Here is a 15,270-nt window from a genome sequence, read left to right as displayed (position 1 = left end):
GGTTCTCGACGCCGGTACCCTCGATTCCTATGGATGGAGTACCAAGCGTTGCGCGGGTGGCCGCTGCGAGTCTGATGGTCGCGGGCTGGGCCGTGTCGACGGCCGTCGCCGCCGCCGATCCGGACGAGACGCGGGGCCCGTCGCCGACGGCCTCGGCTTCGCCGTCCCCGGCCGCCTCACCTGCACCTTCAGCAGCGCCCTCGGCGTCACCGTCGCCCGCGGCTTCGCCGGGCGCCACACCGTCGCCGACGCCGGGATCCGAGCCGAAGACGACCATCGACAAGGACGGCACCTACGCGGTCGGTTCGGATATCGTGCCGGGCACCTACTCGAGCGCGGGCCCCGTGGGGAACGGGACGTGCTACTGGAAGCGGATGGGCAACCCCGACGGCGCGTTGCTGGACAACTCGCTGAGCAAGAAGGCGCAGGTCGTCCAGATTCAAGGCACGGACAAAGCGTTCAAGACCGATGGCTGCCAACCCTGGGAGCTGACTCCGGACGCCACCCCGCCGCCGGAAGCTTCCGGCCCGCAGGTGCAGGCCGGCCTCGGCATCCTCAACGGGCTGCTTGCGCCGCGCGGCCAGCCCGCCCCGCCGCATTCCTGATCGAGCCATGACCGGGTCCCGGCGACCCCGACGTGACGGACCGAATCCTGCGGCGCTGCCGCGACATCGAGCCGCGGCTCCGGGACGCCGAGATCATCGAGACGATCACCGGGTTGCGTCCGGACCGCCCGTCGGTGCGCCTGGAGGCCGAGCCACTGGGGTCGGGGCGCTGCATCCATAATTACGGGCACAGCAGCAACGGGGTGACACTGTCTTGGGGTTGCGCGCGCGATGTGGTGCGGCTGGCCGGCGCCGATCGTTAGCCGACGGCGAGCGCGGTCTCTACGGTCGCGTAGGTCGGGACCAGCGGGCGCAGCCCGCACGCGGTCAACGTGTGGGCCACGATCGGCTGGCTGGTCACCAACCGCAGGCTGATGCCGCGACCGCGGCATTGCACGGCTTCGTGCGCCAACACTGCATAACCCCGGGATCCCATGAAATCCAGCTCGCGCAGGTCGATCACGAACGAACCGGGCGCGACGGCCTGGGCGGCACCCTGACTCAGCAGGTGGCGCCACGCGCTTTCGTTGCTGGCGTCGATGTCGCCGCCCACGTGGATGACCACCGAGGAACCGCTACATTCGGTGACTGCGCGCAAGGCGCTCTGCGCGTCGGCGGCTTGCGGACGGAATGAGCCGTTGAAAGCCCGCGAGGAGCTTCCAACCGCGGCACTATGCATCATTGCGGCATCCCGTCGTCTTGAGGGGCTGGTGGCGACGCCGCCTTGTCTCGAAAGGTGGCTGGACTGGCCGTCGAACCGAGGACCCGATCGGTTGCGATGGTGGTGCTTAGCATATGTGCAATTAGGGTTTGCCGACGCGAAATTTCACAAATTCGTCGTCCGCAAATTGCAAACGGCTGTTGTCGGTTGCTCCCGGCCTGCGGTCTCGAACGTCCCTGAAACCCATACCATTTCGATCAGCTTAACCGCTTAACCGGGACGTCGGTACGCCCGTAACATCGCGTTACACGCCCGCGCGCGCCCGTTGCCACTCGCGCGTGTGTTCGCCTACCGGCTGGTCGCGCGCCGCACGTCGCGGCTCGCGATCGACAGGAGCCAACTGACGATCGACAACACGATCGCGGCCCAGATCGCGGTCCACCAGAAGTGATCGATCTGCAGGCCCCAGTGGGTGGTGTTTTCGGTGATCCGCGCGGTGATCCAGATCATCAACGCGTTGACGACGATGTGGAAGAGGCCGAGCGTCACGATGTAGAGCGGGATCGACAGCAACTGCACGATCGGCTTGATGATCGCGTTGACCACTCCGAAGATCACCGCCACGACGAAGATGATGCCGACCCGCTGCAACGTGTTGGCGCCGCCGACGAAGGTCAGGCCGTGGACGAACTTGGTGACCACCCACAACGCCAAGCCGGTCAACGCGGCGCGAGCGAGAAACGGACCCATGTCGCAAGATCCTGCCACCGAACGGCCCCACACGTAACGGCCTAGCCAAATTGGCTCTCGGACAATCTGATCGGGTGCCTCCGAGGCTTGCGCAGCGGCTCAATTCAGGGTGTAGAAGAGCTGCGCATTGCTCCCGCCGATCTTTCACGTGCCTCCTCGCTGATGTCGGCGCGGGTCCATATGCTTGGTGCTCTCCGCTGCTCGCCGTCCCAGTGCGGGTAGTCGCTGGCGAACATGATGAAGTCGGCGCCGAGCACGTCGATCACGCCGGGCAGGATCGGTTCTTCCGGCTCGCAGGTCACCTAGATGTTGCCCGCCCGGCAGATACTCGTACGGATCACGCCGCCAGCCGCGGTCGACCCAGTCCCCTCGCTTTCGTAATGCTCGTGGAGGCGATCGATAAAGAAGGGCACCCACCCGGCGCCCGCCTCGAGGAAGGCGACGCGCAGCTGCGGATGTCGTTCGAAGACGCCGCCGGACACCATCGCGGTCATCGCCGTCATCTGGTCGAAAGGAAAGCTGATGCAGTGCACCTGGATGTAGTTGGTGAAGCGGTCCACGCCGATCTTCGGCAGGTGGGTACCGGGGGCGCCGTGCACACCCAGCGGCATCCCCAGATCCACCGCGGTGGCGTAAAACGGGTCGGGTCGAGGTTGCGAGCCTTCATGTAGTCCGGCCAGCGCTTGATCGCTTAGATCGCCAACGAGGAGTTCTCGTCAACGTGACCATCGGCATCGATGATCCGCATGTACCGGAAACCTACTCTCGCGGTTTCCATGGTGAAACGGCTCGCATCGGGGCGCTGGGTGCGCCACGATGCTGACGTGACAACTCAACGGATCAACGCCGATCAGCGAAATTCTTTCATTGCCGCGATGCTGGGCTGGACGATGGACGCCTTCGATTACTTCATCGTGGTGTTCGTGTATGCCGACATCGCAAAGACCTTTCACCACAGCAAGGCAGAGGTCGCCTTCATCACGACGGCGACCCTGGCGATGCGTCCGGTGGGAGCCTTGCTGTTCGGGCTGTGGGCCGACCGCGTCGGCCGCCGGACCCCGCTGATGGTGGACGTGATCTTTTACTCGATCGTCGGATTTTTGTGCGCGTTCGCGCCGAACTTCACGGTGCTGGTCATCCTGCGACTGCTGTACGGCATCGGCATGGGCGGCGAATGGGGGCTGGGCGCCGCGCTCGCCATGGAGAAGGTCCCACCCGAACGGCGGGGCTTTTTCTCCGGGCTGCTGCAGGAGGGCTACGCGTTCGGTTACCTGCTGGCCAGTGTGGGATCGCTGGTCGTGCTGGACTGGCTGGGATTGTCTTGGCGATGGCTGTTCGGCCTATCCGTCATTCCGGCTCTGATCAGCCTCATCATCCGGTACCGGGTGCAGGAGTCGGAGGTATGGGAGGCCGCCCAGGACCAGATGAAACTCACCAACACCCGCATTCGAGACGTGCTGCGTGACGGCGCGATCATCCGCCGCTTCGTCTACCTGGTGCTGTTGATGACCGCCTTCAATTGGATGAGCCACGGCACCCAGGACGTCTACCCGACGTTCCTCGGGTCGACGGCCAACCACGGCGCCGGCCTTAACAGCGTGACGGTCAAGTGGATCGTGGTGGTCTACAACATCGGTGCCATCATCGGCGGGCTGTTCTTCGGCTCGATGTCGCAACGGTTCAGCCGCCGCTACACCGTGGTGTTCTGTGCGATTTTGGGGCTGCCGATCGTTCCGTTGTTCGCCTACTCTCGGACTGCCGCGATGCTGTGCCTGGGTTCGTTCTTGATGCAGGTCTGCGTGCAGGGCGCCTGGGGCGTGATTCCCGCGCACCTGACCGAGATGTCGCCCGACGCCATCCGCGGCCTCTACCCCGGGGTGACCTATCAGCTCGGCAATCTGCTGGCCGCGTTCAATCTGCCCATCCAGGAGCGGCTGGCCGAGTCGAACGGCTATCCATTCGCATTGACCGTGACGATCGTGCCGGTGTTGATCGCCGTGGCGTTTCTGACGCTGATTGGCAAGGACGCGACGGGAATCCGCTTCGGCACCACCGAAAGCGCTTTCCTGCCAACGGAACTAAAGTGACCTTACCGGGTGGCCACCATCGGGCTTAGTGGCGATCGCGAGCGCGGCCTGGCTGGGCGAGGCGGGTCGCCACCGTCGGGCTAGAGCGGCGCCTGTCCGCTCAGGGCCCGGCGCAGCATGTGCATCGCGACCGTTGCCGAGCGTTCCCGGATGTCGGAGCGGTTGCCAGGCAGCCGCAGCGTCCGAGTGACTATCTGCTCGGCCGCGGCGCCGCGGGCGGCGAGCCGCACGGTGAAACACACGGTGCCCACCGGTTTTTCCGGCGTTCCGCCGCCGGGGCCGGCGATTCCGGTGATCGCGATGGCAGTATCGGCACCGAAGCGCTGCAAGGCGCCCGCGGCCATCGCCTCGGCCACCGGTTCCGAGACCGCGCCGTGCTCCGCGATCAGCGCGGCGTCGACGCCGAGCAGCTGCACTTTGGCGTCGTTGGAATAGCTGACGACGCCGCCCATCACGTACTCCGACGAACCGGGCCGGTCGGTCAGCCGGGCGGCCACCAGACCCGCGGTGCAGGACTCCGCGGTGGCGATCCGGTGGCCGGACAGTAACCGCGCGACCAGATCGTCCACCTGCGAGCCGTCCTCGGAGTACAGCTGATTACCGTGCCGATCGCGCAGCAACTGGGTCAGTCGGGCGTAGGCGTCGGCAGCGTCGGGCTCATAGCGGGTGACCATCTCGATCTCGCCCCGCCGCAGGCACGTGGTGATCTCCAGCGATGCGAATCCGGGCACGGATTTCTCGGCGTCCCGCAGCGTTTCGGCCAGGCCCGACTCGGGCAGTCCGAACATCCGGATGGTGTCCTGCCGGTAAATAGTCCGGCCGGCGATCGCGTCCTGCGCGCCGGCAGTTTCGATGGCCCGGTGCCACATCGGCTGCAGCTCGCGCGGGGGTCCGGGGAGCACGATCACGGTGGGCTTTCCGGGCACCACGACGCCGGGGGCGGTCCCCACGGGATCGAGCACCTGTGCACCGGCGGGAACCATCGCCTGCTTGCGGTTGGCGGCACGCACCGCGTCAAAACTTTCCGAATCGAAGTGCGCCATAAGCTTTTTCAGTATGTTGGCGATCTTCGCCTCGACTTCTCCGTCGAGCACCAGCTGCCGCCCGCAAAAGCGCGACACCACCTCGACGGTCATGTCGTCGGCCGTCGGACCCAAGCCGCCGCTGGTGACGATCAGGTCCACGCCCTGGTCGGCCAGGAAGCGGAGCTGGGCCTCGATGTCGGAAGGGCGGTCGCCGCAGATGGTGATGTGAGCCAGCTCCACACCCAATTCGAGCAGCCGGTCCGCGATCCACGGCCCGTTGCGGTCCTGGACGCGGCCGGTGAGGACTTCGGTACCGGTGACGACGATGCCTGCGCGTGCGCTCACCGGCATGAGCCTACTGGCGCCAGTGCGCATCCCCGGCGTCGCGTGTGCGCGCACGCCGGTCAGTGCACGCTCGTCAGGCCTGACCCCCTGCGAGATACCGCTCTACGGTGGCGACCTTCTCGGTCAGGGCGTTGCTGGTGCCCGCTCGCCAGTCGGCCTTGATCACCGTGCTCACGCGTGGGGCGCGAGCGGCCACCGCTTCCACCGCGCGCTGCACGACCGCCATGACTTCTTCCCAGGTGTCGCCCTCGATCACGGTGAACATCGAATCGGTCTTGTTGGGCAGGCCGGAATCGCGAACCACCCGAACCGCTTCGGCGACGATATCGCCGACACCCTCGCCAACGCCGAGCGGGGTGACGGAGAACGCGACCAACACAGACACCCGGCGAGCGTACCCAACCCATGGCCGGCCTGGCAGCATCGAGCGCGTGCGGGTTCTGGTGCAACGAGTCTCGTCGGCCTCGGTATCGGTCGAGGGCCGGGTGGTGGGGGCGATTCGCCCGGCGGGGCAGGGCCTGCTGGCTTTCGTCGGCGTCACCCATGGTGACGACCGTGACAAGGCGCAGCGGCTGGCCGAAAAACTCTGGAATCTACGCATTCTCGCCGACCAGCGGTCCGCCGCGGATGTGCATGCACCCATCCTGGTGATCAGCCAGTTCACGCTGTACGCCGACACCGCGAAGGGACGCCGCCCGTCGTGGAATGCCGCCGCGGCAGGGCCGGTGGCCGAGCCGTTGGTGGCGGCGTTCACCGAGGCGTTGCGGGGCCTCGGTGCCGTCGTGGCGACCGGTGTCTTCGGGGCGGATATGCAGGTCGAGCTGACAAATGATGGTCCGGTGACGGTGTTGCTCGAGCTGTGACGGCGCGGTCGCGGGTACTTTGGTTGTGTCGGCTGCGTATCCGCGAATTGGGATGGAGGGGCCCCGCATGAGTGCGACACCCGAATTCGGTTCGCTGCGTTCCGACGATGACCACTGGGACATCGTGAGCAGCGTCGGCTACACGGCGCTGCTGGTGGCGGGATGGCGCGCACTGCATGCCCTGAGCCCGCACCCGCTGGTTCGCGACGAGTACGCGAAGCTTTTCGTCGCGGCGTCGCGAGACCCGTATCTCGCCGGGGTGCTGGCCAACCCCGGCACCAATGACGACGAGACGGCATTTCCCCGGCTGTACGGCGTGCAGACCCGGTTCTTCGACGACTTCTTCGCCTCGGCAACAGACGCCGGCATCCGGCAGGCGGTGATCGTCGCGGCCGGCCTGGACTCTCGCGCATACCGCCTCGAATGGCTAGACGGGACAACGGTTTTCGAAATCGATCTGCCGAAAGTGCTGGAATTCAAGAGCCGTGTGCTGGGTGAGCAGGGTGCCACTCCGAAAGCGCTGCGCAGCGAAGTGGCCGCCGACCTGCGCGCCGACTGGTCCAGGCCGTTGGAAGCGGCCGGGTTCGACACGGAAAGCCCGAGCGCCTGGTCGGTCGAGGGGATACTGCCCTACCTCACCGACGACGCCCAGAACAAGCTGTTCACCCGGATCAGCGGCCTGAGCGCGCCCGGCAGCCGAGTTGCCGTGGGCGCGCTGGGATCACGACTGGACCACAGTCAGCTCGAGGCCCTGGAAACGAGTCATCCCGGTGTCAACAAGTCGGGCGACGTCGACTTCTCGGCGCTGACCTACGAGCCCAAATCCGACCCCGCCGATTGGCTGGCCGGTCACGGGTGGACCGTCGATCCGGTCCGCAACACCCTGGATCTGCAAGCCGGCTACGGCCTGACCCCGCCGGACGTCGACGTCAAGATCGACAGCTTCATGAACTCCCAATACATCACGGCGGTACGGTAAGCGAGGGCGACCGTGGTTGCGATGACGATCCTCTCCCCCGCCGATGCCATCGCCGAGGTGGCGGCCGGCGCACCTGGCCCCGGGGTCGGCGCGTTCTTCGATCTCGACGGCACCCTGGTCGACGGTTTCACCGCCGCGGTCCACGTGGGCGACCGGATCCGGCGCCGGCAGGCCGGGTTCGGCGAGCTGCTGGGGGTGTTCGAGGCGGCGCTGCGATATCGATTCGGCCGCTTGGAATTCGAGCACCTGATCGTCCGGGCGGCGGGTTATCTGCGCGGCGAATCGCTCGCGAATCTCGACGAGCTGGGTGAGCGACTGTTTGTCGAACGCGTCGCCTCGCGGGTGTACTCACACATGCATGACATCGTGCAGGCTCACCAGGACTGCGGACACACCGTGGTGCTGAGCTCGTCGGCGTTGTCCATTCAGGCGCTGCCCGTGGCCCGCTTCCTCGGCATCTCCAACGTGCAGTGCAACAGATTCGAGCTCGACGGGGAAGGTCGTCTGACCGGCGGAATTCAGCGACCGATCGTGTGGGGAGCCACGAAGGCCGCGGCGGTCCAGCAGTTCTGCGCCGACAATGACGTTGCGGTGCAAGGCAGTTACTTCTACGCCGACGGTGACGAGGACGCGGCGTCGATGTCGGTCGTCGGCTTTCCGCGACCGGTGAACCCGCGCTCCGGGCTTGCTGCCGCGGCCGCGGCGCACGGCTGGCCGGTGATGTGTCTGGCGTCGGTTCGGCCTCGCAGGCCGGTGCGGACGCTGCGCTATCTGGCCAACCACGTGCGCCGGGACCGCCCAAACGGCTAGGGCGTCAGTAGGATCTTCACGTCGTCGCCCGAACGCGACTCGGCGGTCGCATAGCCCTTCGCCGCCTCGTCCAATGGAAGCGTGGTGGTGAAGATGCCGTCGACGTCGAGTCGGCCGGACTGCAGCAGCGGGATCAGCTCGGGCCAGGTGCGCTGCACCGGCGCCGTAGTGAAACGCACCGTCGTGCTGCGAATCAGGCAACCCAAGGCGTTGAGCGGGAACGGATTCATGTCGTGCACACCGACCACCGAGACGGTGCCACCGGGCCGTACGGTGTTGATCGCCTCGGTCAGGGAGGCGTCCGTGGCGACGGCATCGATCACCGCGTCGGCGCCCCGGCCTCCCGTCGCCGCCAGGATCGCCTCGATGGCTGGCGCTTTCACGGGCGTCGCGCCCCACCGGCCGGCCCGGTCCAACCGGCCGTCAACTTGATCTACCGCGAAAACCGTTGCAGCGCCATGGAACAACGCGCTGCGCAGCGAACAGAGTCCGACCGCGCCCAGGCCGATGACCGCGACGGTGCCGCCGAACGGGATGTCTGCGCGCTGCGCTGCTGCCCAGCCGGTGGCCAGGTTGTCGGTGAGCAGTAGCGCCTGCTCGGTGCTGATCCCCTCGGGCATCTTGAGCAATTGGAAGTCGGCTGCGGGAACCGCGAGCAGGTCGGCCTGCGCACCGCCGAGCACGCCGCCGCCGAAGATCTGAAAGCCGGAATGACACAAGACCGGATCGTTGGTGGCGCATCCGGGGCAGGCGCCGCAGCCGGTCACCGAAGAAATCATGACTTGGTCGCCGGCCCGGACCGTGCGCACGTCGGGGCCGACCTCCACGACCGTGCCAACCGCCTCATGGCCCAGCGCGATCGGGCCGGGCATCGGAAAGTCGGCCTCGTAGAAGTGCAGGTCGGATCCGCAGATGCCGGCCGCGCTCACTTCGACGATCGCCCCGTCGGGTCCGGGAAGGGCGGGATCGGGACGGGTGTCGACCCGGATGCTGCGGGGCCCGTCGACGACTACCGTGCGCATAGTGGGGTGCTCGCTTTCTCAGCTGTATCAAGAACTTTGACGTCGCACAACGAACTGGGACCAATCGGGCTCGCGCACCGCGGCCCAATACTCGTTGAGGCGCCACGGGCTGACGGTGTGTATCTCGCCGTCGGCGTTCTTGAAGTAGGAATGTTTGACCGCGGGATGTGACCACACCATCTTCTTGATCCTCTCCTGCGTGCGCTGGTGCCAGTCGGTGGCGGCCGCGGGCCGGGGTTCCACCGAATGCACGCCCGTCTCGGCCATCCACCGCAGGCACTGGTCGATATAGCGCATCTGCAGTTCCGATTGAAAGATCAGGCTGCCGCCGTGGGCCAGGTGCGTCCCGGGTCCGTAGATGATGAAGAAGTTGGGGAAGTCCGGGACCGTGATGCCCAGGTAGGCGTACGGGCGGCTGCCCCAAAGCCGGTGCAGGTCGATTCCGTTGCGGCCGATCACTTTCAGCGGCCACAGCACGTCGGTGTGCCGGAAGCCGGTGGCGTAGACGATGATGTCGGCGTCGTGGTGCACGCCGTCGTCGGTGACCACGCCGTGGGTGGTGATCTCCCGGATCGGGGTGCGGACCAAATTGACGTTGTCGCGCTGCAGCGTCTGCAACCAGCTGCCGTTGTCCTGCAGGGTGCGCTTGCCGCAGGCGGGATAGTCGGGCATCACCTTGGCCAGCAACTCTTGCGAGTCCGGGCCGTCGCCGACCTGGCTGGTGATCCACTGCGAGAACATCATTGCGGCGGCGGCGTTGATGTCACTGACGGCATCGTCGCCGGTGTAGTTCGGGTCGCCTTCGGCGGCGTCGAGGCCCTTGTCCGAGCCGGGCCACAGCACCAGGAACCGGTACCACCGTCCGTAGAACGGCAGATGGCGCATTGCCCAGCGCACGCCGTCGCCGACCTCGTCGTGATACATCGCGTTCGGGAACATCCACTGCGCGGTCCGCTGGAAGACGGTGAGATGCTCGACGTCCCCAGCGATCGCGGGTGCGATCTGAAAGCCGCTGGCGCCGGCCCCGATCAAGGCAACCCGCTTGCCGGTCAGGTCGACCGAGTGGTCCCAGGCGGCGGAGTGGAACGCCGGACCCTCGAACCGGTCCGCCCCGTCGATCGCCGGGATGTTGGGCCGATTCAGCTGGCCTACCGCGGTGATCAGGGACCGGGCGCGCAGCGTCTGGGTCCCGCCGTCGACGTCGCGCAGCGAAACGTTCCACACGCCGTCGTCGTCGTTCCACTCGGCCGCGACGACCTCGGTGCTCCAACTGATGTGTTCGGCCAGGTCGTGCTTTTCGATGACCTTGGAGAAGTAGTCCTGCAGCTCATACTGCTCGGCGAAGAAGTGGGTCCACTCATTGTTGGGTTCGAAGCTGTAGCAATAAAAGTGGTTCGCCACGTCCACGCGCGCGCCGGGATAGCTGTTCTCCCACCATGTTCCGCCGGGGCCGGCGTTCTTCTCCAGGATGGTGAAGGGAATATTGGCTTGCTTGAGACGAACGCCCGCCAGAATGCCGGATTCGCCGCACCCGACGACGACGACAGGAAGATCCGCGGTGCGCTCGCTCGGCAGGGCCACCGGGCGTCGAGGATCGGTGCCGTCGAGATCCAACTCCTCGGAAACCAGTGCCAGGTAGTCGTCGGGAACGTGCTCGCACGCCGCCCAATCCAGCATTTCGCGGATCAGCTCGGGGCTCAGCGGTGCCGGCTCGGGACAGCCGCGGTCGCGGTAGTCGGTGATCACCGTCAGCGCCTCGGCGCGGGCACGGGCTTTGTCCTCTTCCGACATAAATCCCTGCACCTCGTTGAGAAAGATCCCCATCTGCTTGAAGTCGCGAATGAAGCGGGGGTCGCCGGTGATGTGCACAAGCGACAGCAGCAGCGTGGGGATGCTGACATCCTCCAGCGCGGCCGCGATCTCGGGCGTGGACGTGGTGAAGGGATCGCCTGCGTAACGGCTGCGCATCGGGTCGATCCTTCCGCTGGATGAGGAACCAAAATTACGCTACGGCGGGTTTCGTAATTAGTGCCACTACGCTACCCTCTGGCGCCGGAACGGATCAAGAGTCGCCGCCGTCTTCGCCCCCGAGTTGTGTCGACACCGCGTCGCCGACATGTGTTTTCGGCGGTCATCGGTGGGGATGGCATTGTTAATATTTGGCTCGTGGCTGCTTGAGATGGCCGATCAGCGCGCGGGAGCCAGGGCAACAGTGAGGAACCGAATTGAAGCGCAACCGATTTGGCGCCGCGCTGAGCATGTTGGCCAGCGCTGCACTGGTCTTATCGGGGTGCGGGGGAGGCAAGGACGCGGCCGAGGGGTCTGCGCCGGCGGCGGCCTCGTTTTCGGTGACGGTGCATTGCGGCGGGAAGCCGACGCTGAAGGCCAGCGGATCGACGGCCCAGGGCAACGCGATGACTCGCTTCGTCAAAGCCTTCGAACAAGCCTGCCCGGGTCAGACCTTGAACTACACCGCCGACGGCTCTGGCGCCGGAATCAGCGAATTCAACGGAGGCCAAACGGATTTCGGCGGCTCCGACTCGCCATTGGCCGGCAACGAGTACGCGGCTGCCCAGCAGCGCTGTGGCTCCCCGGCCTGGGACCTGCCGGTGGTTTTCGGGCCGATCGCGATCACCTACAACGTCAAGGGCGTCAGTTCGCTGAACCTGGACGCCCCGACCGCTGCGAGAATCTTCCGGGGTGCCATCACCACCTGGAACGATCCCGCGATCCAAGCGCTCAACGCGGGCGTTGCGCTGCCCGCCGAGCCGATTCGGGTGGTGTTCCGTAGTGACCTGTCCGGGACGACGGATAACTTCCAGAGGTATCTGGACGCGGCGTCTCGGGGCGCCTGGGGCAAGGACACCGGCAAGACATTCAACGGCGGAGTCGGTGCGGGAGCCACCGGCAACGACGGCACCTCGTCGGCCGTCCAGGCCGCCGAGGGGACGATCAGTTACAACGAGTGGTCGTTCGCCCAGGCGAAGCATCTGAGCACGGCAAAGATCATCACCCCGGCCGGTCCGGACCCGGTGGCGATCAGCGCTGACTCGGTGGGCAAGACGATTGGCGGGGCAGCCGTGATCGGGCGGGACAATGACATGGTCCTCGACAGTGTGTCGTTCTACAACCCGACGCAGGCCGGGGCCTACCCGATTGTGCTGGCCACGTACGAGATCGTCTGTTCGAAGTACGCGGACCCGCAGGTCGCCGCGGCTGTGCGGGCGTTTCTGGAGAGCGCTCTCGGCGCCGGGCAGGATGGGTTGGCGGACAACGGTTACATCCCGATTCCGCAGGCGTGGAAGTCGTGGTTGCTGGCTTCGGTCAATGCCATCGCGTGAGAGCGGCTCACCGGCGCCTTAGCTCAGGGCAAACCGGAGGTGAATGCCGTGGCCCCATTACTGACCGCCTGCGGCGGGTTTTTGCTCGCCGTCCTGTGGATGGATCTGATATTCGATTCGCAAAGCCTGCGCCACCGGTCCTCCGGCGGCGAGCTGCCGGAACCGATGCTGGCTTCCGTCGCTGCGTATTACCACCGCGCGACCACCACCTCGCGACCGATGAGCCGGCTGATCGCCCTGGTCATGTTGATTCTGTTGGCGGCTTTGGGGTTTCAGGCAACCCGCGGGCAAGATCCCGGCTGGTTGTTGGTGACGTCGGCCGGACTCGCCGGATTCCCGACGATGCTAGCGCTGACGCAAACGGTCCCCGACGCGATTCGGCTGGGGCGCCGCGACGATAGCGCCCTCGAGCAGAGTCGCCTAGCCCGGTCGGTCTGCCGCGACCACCTCGTCTGTTTCGGTTGCATGCTGGCGTTCGTGGTCCTGTGGGTGTGCGATGCCCTGGCGATCTGACAGGTCACGGCGACCTGACAGGTCACGGCGACGCGTCGTAGTTGCCGACCGCCAATCGAGGGCCCCTGGCCACGTCATGGCGGCGCGTACTAAACTAGAACACGTTTCAGTTCCGGCCAGCGCCCCAGGAGTTGCGATGCACACCCCTATCTGCGACGAGCTCGGTATCGAGTTCCCGATCTTCGCCTTCACCCACTGTCGTGACGTCGTGGTGGCTGTCAGCAAGGCCGGCGGGTTCGGCGTGCTCGGCGCCGTCGGCTTCACCCCCGAGCAGCTGGAAATCGAACTCAAGTGGATCGACGAAAACATCGGCGACCACCCGTACGGGGTCGACATCGTGATTCCGAACAAGTACGAGGGCATGGACTCGGGCCAGTCTGCCGAGGAGCTGGCCGAGACGCTGCGCAAGCTGGTCCCGCAGGAGTACCTGGACTTCGGCAAGAAGATCCTTGCCGACCACGGCGTGCCCGTCGAGGACAGCGACGGCGACACCCTGCAGCTGCTCGGGTGGACCGAGGCGACGGCCACGCCGCAGGTCGAGGTGGCGCTCAAGCACCCGAAGGTGAAGATGATCGCCAACGCGCTCGGCACCCCGCCGGCGGAGATGATCAAGCACATCCATGAGGCCGGGCTCAAGGTCGCCGCGCTGTGCGGCTCCCCCTCGCAGGCCCGCAAGCACGCCGACGCGGGTGTCGACATCATCATTGCTCAGGGCGGCGAGGCCGGCGGGCACTGCGGCGAGGTGGGCTCGATCGTGCTGTGGCCGCAGGTCGTCAAGGAGGTCGCTCCGGTCCCTGTCCTCGGCGCGGGCGGCATCGGCAGCGGCCAGCAGATCGCCGCCGCCTTGGCGCTGGGTTGCCAGGGCGCCTGGTCCGGCTCGCAATGGCTGATGGTGGAGGAATCGTCCAACACCCCGGTGCAGCAACAGGCTTACGTCAAGGCCGGCAGCCGCGACACCGTGCGGAGCCGTTCGTTCACCGGCAAGCCGGCCCGGATGCTGCGCAACGACTGGACCGAGGCGTGGGAGCAGCCGGACAACCCGAAGCCGCTCGGTATGCCGTTGCAGTACATGGTGTCCGGCATGGCCGTGCGCGCCACCAACCGGTACCCCAACGAGTCCGTCGACGTGGCATTCAACCCCGTCGGTCAGGTGGTCGGGCAATTCACGAAGGTCGAGAAGACGTCGACCGTGATCGAGCGGTGGGTGCAGGAGTACCTGGAGGCGACGTCCAAGCTGGACGAACTCAACGAGGCTGCCGCCGTCTGACGGTGGCTACTCGTCGTCGACTTCGTACTTGCCGCCGCCGGTAAAGACTTCCTTGGTGCGGTCCACCGCGTGCGTCGCGATGTCGATGGAATGCTGAACGATGCTGCTGGCGCCGCCGGCGATGTCGCCGCGGATGATGTCGCCGACGTTTTCGACGATGTCGGAAGCCTTTTCGACGGCATTGGTCGCGATGTCTTTGACCGCGTCCACGGCGTCTCGGGGATTGACGGCCATGAAGGCTCCTTTCGTTGCGGGACTTGAAACGAACTTGGTTACGACTCTAGAGGGTCAGTAGCTGACCAGCTTGCGCCAATAGTCCTCGGGGACCTCGGCGCCGGAGCGCAGGATTCGGCTCAACCGGATGGCCATGGCGATGCCCAGGAGACCCAGCCACAAGCGCGGCACCACCCCGGCGGCGGGCTGATCGCTGCGCATGATCGTCGTTATCCGGAGGGCGGGAAGAACCCCGCGCCGGTGAACCATCCCTCTTGCCACCCCTGGGCGCCCAGGCACAGCATCGGCAGTCCGCGGTCCGATTGCGCGGCGGCCTGCGGGCCCGGGCACTTGGCGCCGGCCTGCTGGACTCCGTACAGCGGGTACGAAATCACCCAATAACCGGTGGTCGCCGCCGGAAACTGGTTGGGCGGCGGGAAATGGCACGCCTCGGCCTGGCCGCTGGGGCCGCGTCCGAAGATGAAGCTCTGGTAGTTGTCGCACGGCGCGCCCAGCGAGGCCTGATAGTTCATCCCCGGCACGTCGCCGTCGTAGCCGGCCGCCGCGATCGGCGCCGCCCCAAGCGCGGCACCCGCGAGCGCAGCGCTGGTGAGTAGTTCGCGAATCATGTTCCACCCTCGAGTCGATGCCACCCGGCCCACCGGTGACCTGCACAAAGCATAACGACTGTGCTCTGGCCCACAAGATCCAGCCGGTCCGCGGGCGATCGGCGGTGTCGCGGGGGCGCACCGCCGCCGGGTGCCGATGTCCGCGCGGCTCGGCGCAGCT

Annotated in this window: 16 protein-coding genes and 3 pseudogenes; 9 read left to right on the top strand and 10 right to left on the bottom strand. The window is 66.4% G+C overall.

All coding sequences use genetic code 11. The features are described from left to right. The first annotated feature begins 74 nt into the window (after nucleotides 1–74). Nucleotides 75–605, top strand: a complete 531-nt coding sequence (locus MSG_RS13325) for a hypothetical protein (protein ID WP_232011283.1) — start codon at nucleotides 75–77, stop codon at nucleotides 603–605. A gap of 23 nt (nucleotides 606–628) precedes the next feature. Next, nucleotides 629–868 (top strand): annotated as a pseudogene (locus MSG_RS13320) (FAD-dependent oxidoreductase); the annotation flags it as partial. On the opposite strand, the gene MSG_RS13315 reads toward MSG_RS13320, so the two are convergent. From MSG_RS13315 to MSG_RS13305, 3 genes and pseudogenes are all read right to left on the bottom strand, one after another. Beyond that, nucleotides 865–1,284: an anti-sigma factor antagonist gene (locus MSG_RS13315; RefSeq protein WP_096444462.1), complete on the bottom strand. Its 420-nt coding sequence runs from the start codon at nucleotides 1,282–1,284 to the stop codon at nucleotides 865–867. The pseudogene MSG_RS13320 and the gene MSG_RS13315 sit on opposite strands and share 4 nt — an antisense overlap. 330 nt (nucleotides 1,285–1,614) lie before the next feature. Further along, entirely contained in the window at nucleotides 1,615–2,016 is a 402-nt protein-coding gene (locus MSG_RS13310) for a phage holin family protein (RefSeq protein WP_096440261.1), read from the bottom strand. 104 nt (nucleotides 2,017–2,120) lie between these two features. Then, nucleotides 2,121–2,627 (bottom strand): annotated as a pseudogene (locus MSG_RS13305) (amidohydrolase family protein). Between the two features lie 165 nt (nucleotides 2,628–2,792). Between MSG_RS13305 and MSG_RS13300 the strand changes: the two are divergent. Further along, entirely contained in the window at nucleotides 2,793–4,103 is a 1,311-nt protein-coding gene (locus tag MSG_RS13300) for an MFS transporter (RefSeq protein WP_373421193.1), read from the top strand. A gap of 80 nt (nucleotides 4,104–4,183) precedes the next feature. On the opposite strand, the gene MSG_RS13295 is transcribed toward MSG_RS13300, so the two are convergent. Further along, a complete protein-coding gene (locus MSG_RS13295; protein ID WP_456299068.1) occupies nucleotides 4,184–5,473 on the bottom strand; it encodes a competence/damage-inducible protein A in 1,290 nt (429 codons plus the stop codon). Nucleotides 5,474–5,546: 73 nt separating this feature from the next. Next, entirely contained in the window at nucleotides 5,547–5,858 is a 312-nt protein-coding gene (locus MSG_RS13290; protein ID WP_096440257.1) for an MTH1187 family thiamine-binding protein, read from the bottom strand. A 46-nt stretch (nucleotides 5,859–5,904) separates the two neighbouring features. On the opposite strand from MSG_RS13290, the gene dtd reads away from it, so the two are divergent. The 3 genes from dtd to MSG_RS13275 all read left to right on the top strand — a co-directional run bounded on the left by dtd (nucleotide 5,905) and on the right by MSG_RS13275 (nucleotide 8,125). Continuing rightward, on the top strand, nucleotides 5,905–6,336 hold the full coding sequence (dtd, locus tag MSG_RS13285) for a D-aminoacyl-tRNA deacylase (RefSeq protein WP_096440255.1): 432 nt from the start codon (nucleotides 5,905–5,907) through the stop codon (nucleotides 6,334–6,336). Between the two features lie 67 nt (nucleotides 6,337–6,403). After that, nucleotides 6,404–7,315 carry a class I SAM-dependent methyltransferase gene (locus MSG_RS13280; RefSeq protein WP_096440253.1) on the top strand — a complete coding sequence of 304 codons (912 nt, stop codon included), beginning with the start codon at nucleotides 6,404–6,406 and terminating at the stop codon, nucleotides 7,313–7,315. A 21-nt stretch (nucleotides 7,316–7,336) separates the two neighbouring features. Beyond that, nucleotides 7,337–8,125 carry an HAD-IB family hydrolase gene (locus MSG_RS13275; protein ID WP_096440251.1) on the top strand — a complete coding sequence of 263 codons (789 nt, stop codon included), beginning with the start codon at nucleotides 7,337–7,339 and terminating at the stop codon, nucleotides 8,123–8,125. On the opposite strand, the gene MSG_RS13270 is transcribed toward MSG_RS13275, so the two are convergent. Together MSG_RS13270 and MSG_RS13265 are read right to left on the bottom strand one after the other, a co-directional pair. Further along, nucleotides 8,122–9,147 carry an alcohol dehydrogenase catalytic domain-containing protein gene (locus MSG_RS13270; RefSeq protein ID WP_096440249.1) on the bottom strand — a complete coding sequence of 342 codons (1,026 nt, stop codon included), beginning with the start codon at nucleotides 9,145–9,147 and terminating at the stop codon, nucleotides 8,122–8,124. The two genes, MSG_RS13275 and MSG_RS13270, sit on opposite strands and share 4 nt — an antisense overlap. Before the next feature lie 27 nt (nucleotides 9,148–9,174). Then, a complete protein-coding gene (locus MSG_RS13265; RefSeq protein WP_096440247.1) occupies nucleotides 9,175–11,115 on the bottom strand; it encodes a flavin-containing monooxygenase in 1,941 nt (646 codons plus the stop codon). 257 nt (nucleotides 11,116–11,372) lie between these two features. Between MSG_RS13265 and pstS the strand changes: the two genes are divergently transcribed. The 3 genes from pstS to MSG_RS13250 all read left to right on the top strand — a co-directional run bounded on the left by pstS (nucleotide 11,373) and on the right by MSG_RS13250 (nucleotide 14,268). Beyond that, nucleotides 11,373–12,488, top strand: coding sequence for a phosphate ABC transporter substrate-binding protein PstS (gene pstS, locus MSG_RS13260; protein WP_096440245.1), 1,116 nt, complete (start codon nucleotides 11,373–11,375; stop codon nucleotides 12,486–12,488). Between the two features lie 48 nt (nucleotides 12,489–12,536). Further along, a complete protein-coding gene (locus MSG_RS13255) occupies nucleotides 12,537–13,001 on the top strand; it encodes a hypothetical protein (protein WP_096444458.1) in 465 nt (154 codons plus the stop codon). 136 nt (nucleotides 13,002–13,137) lie between these two features. After that, nucleotides 13,138–14,268: a nitronate monooxygenase gene (locus tag MSG_RS13250; RefSeq protein ID WP_096440243.1), complete on the top strand. Its 1,131-nt coding sequence runs from the start codon at nucleotides 13,138–13,140 to the stop codon at nucleotides 14,266–14,268. A 6-nt stretch (nucleotides 14,269–14,274) separates the two neighbouring features. Here MSG_RS13250 and MSG_RS13245 read toward each other — a convergent pair whose 3' ends face one another. The 3 genes and pseudogenes from MSG_RS13245 to MSG_RS13235 all read right to left on the bottom strand — a co-directional run bounded on the left by MSG_RS13245 (nucleotide 14,275) and on the right by MSG_RS13235 (nucleotide 15,110). Beyond that, nucleotides 14,275–14,502, bottom strand: coding sequence for an Rv1893 family protein (locus MSG_RS13245; RefSeq protein WP_096440241.1), 228 nt, complete (start codon nucleotides 14,500–14,502; stop codon nucleotides 14,275–14,277). Nucleotides 14,503–14,556: 54 nt separating this feature from the next. Then, a pseudogene (locus MSG_RS25170) lies at nucleotides 14,557–14,664 on the bottom strand (hypothetical protein); the annotation flags it as partial. Between the two features lie 47 nt (nucleotides 14,665–14,711). Continuing rightward, nucleotides 14,712–15,110, bottom strand: a complete 399-nt coding sequence (locus MSG_RS13235) for a hypothetical protein (protein WP_096440239.1) — start codon at nucleotides 15,108–15,110, stop codon at nucleotides 14,712–14,714. Nucleotides 15,111–15,270 lie beyond the last annotated feature (160 nt).

It is taken from the genome of Mycobacterium shigaense (assembly GCF_002356315.1).
Classification (GTDB): Bacteria; Actinomycetota; Actinomycetes; order Mycobacteriales; family Mycobacteriaceae; genus Mycobacterium; species Mycobacterium shigaense.
This window is presented reverse-complemented; position numbering and strand designations above follow the sequence as displayed.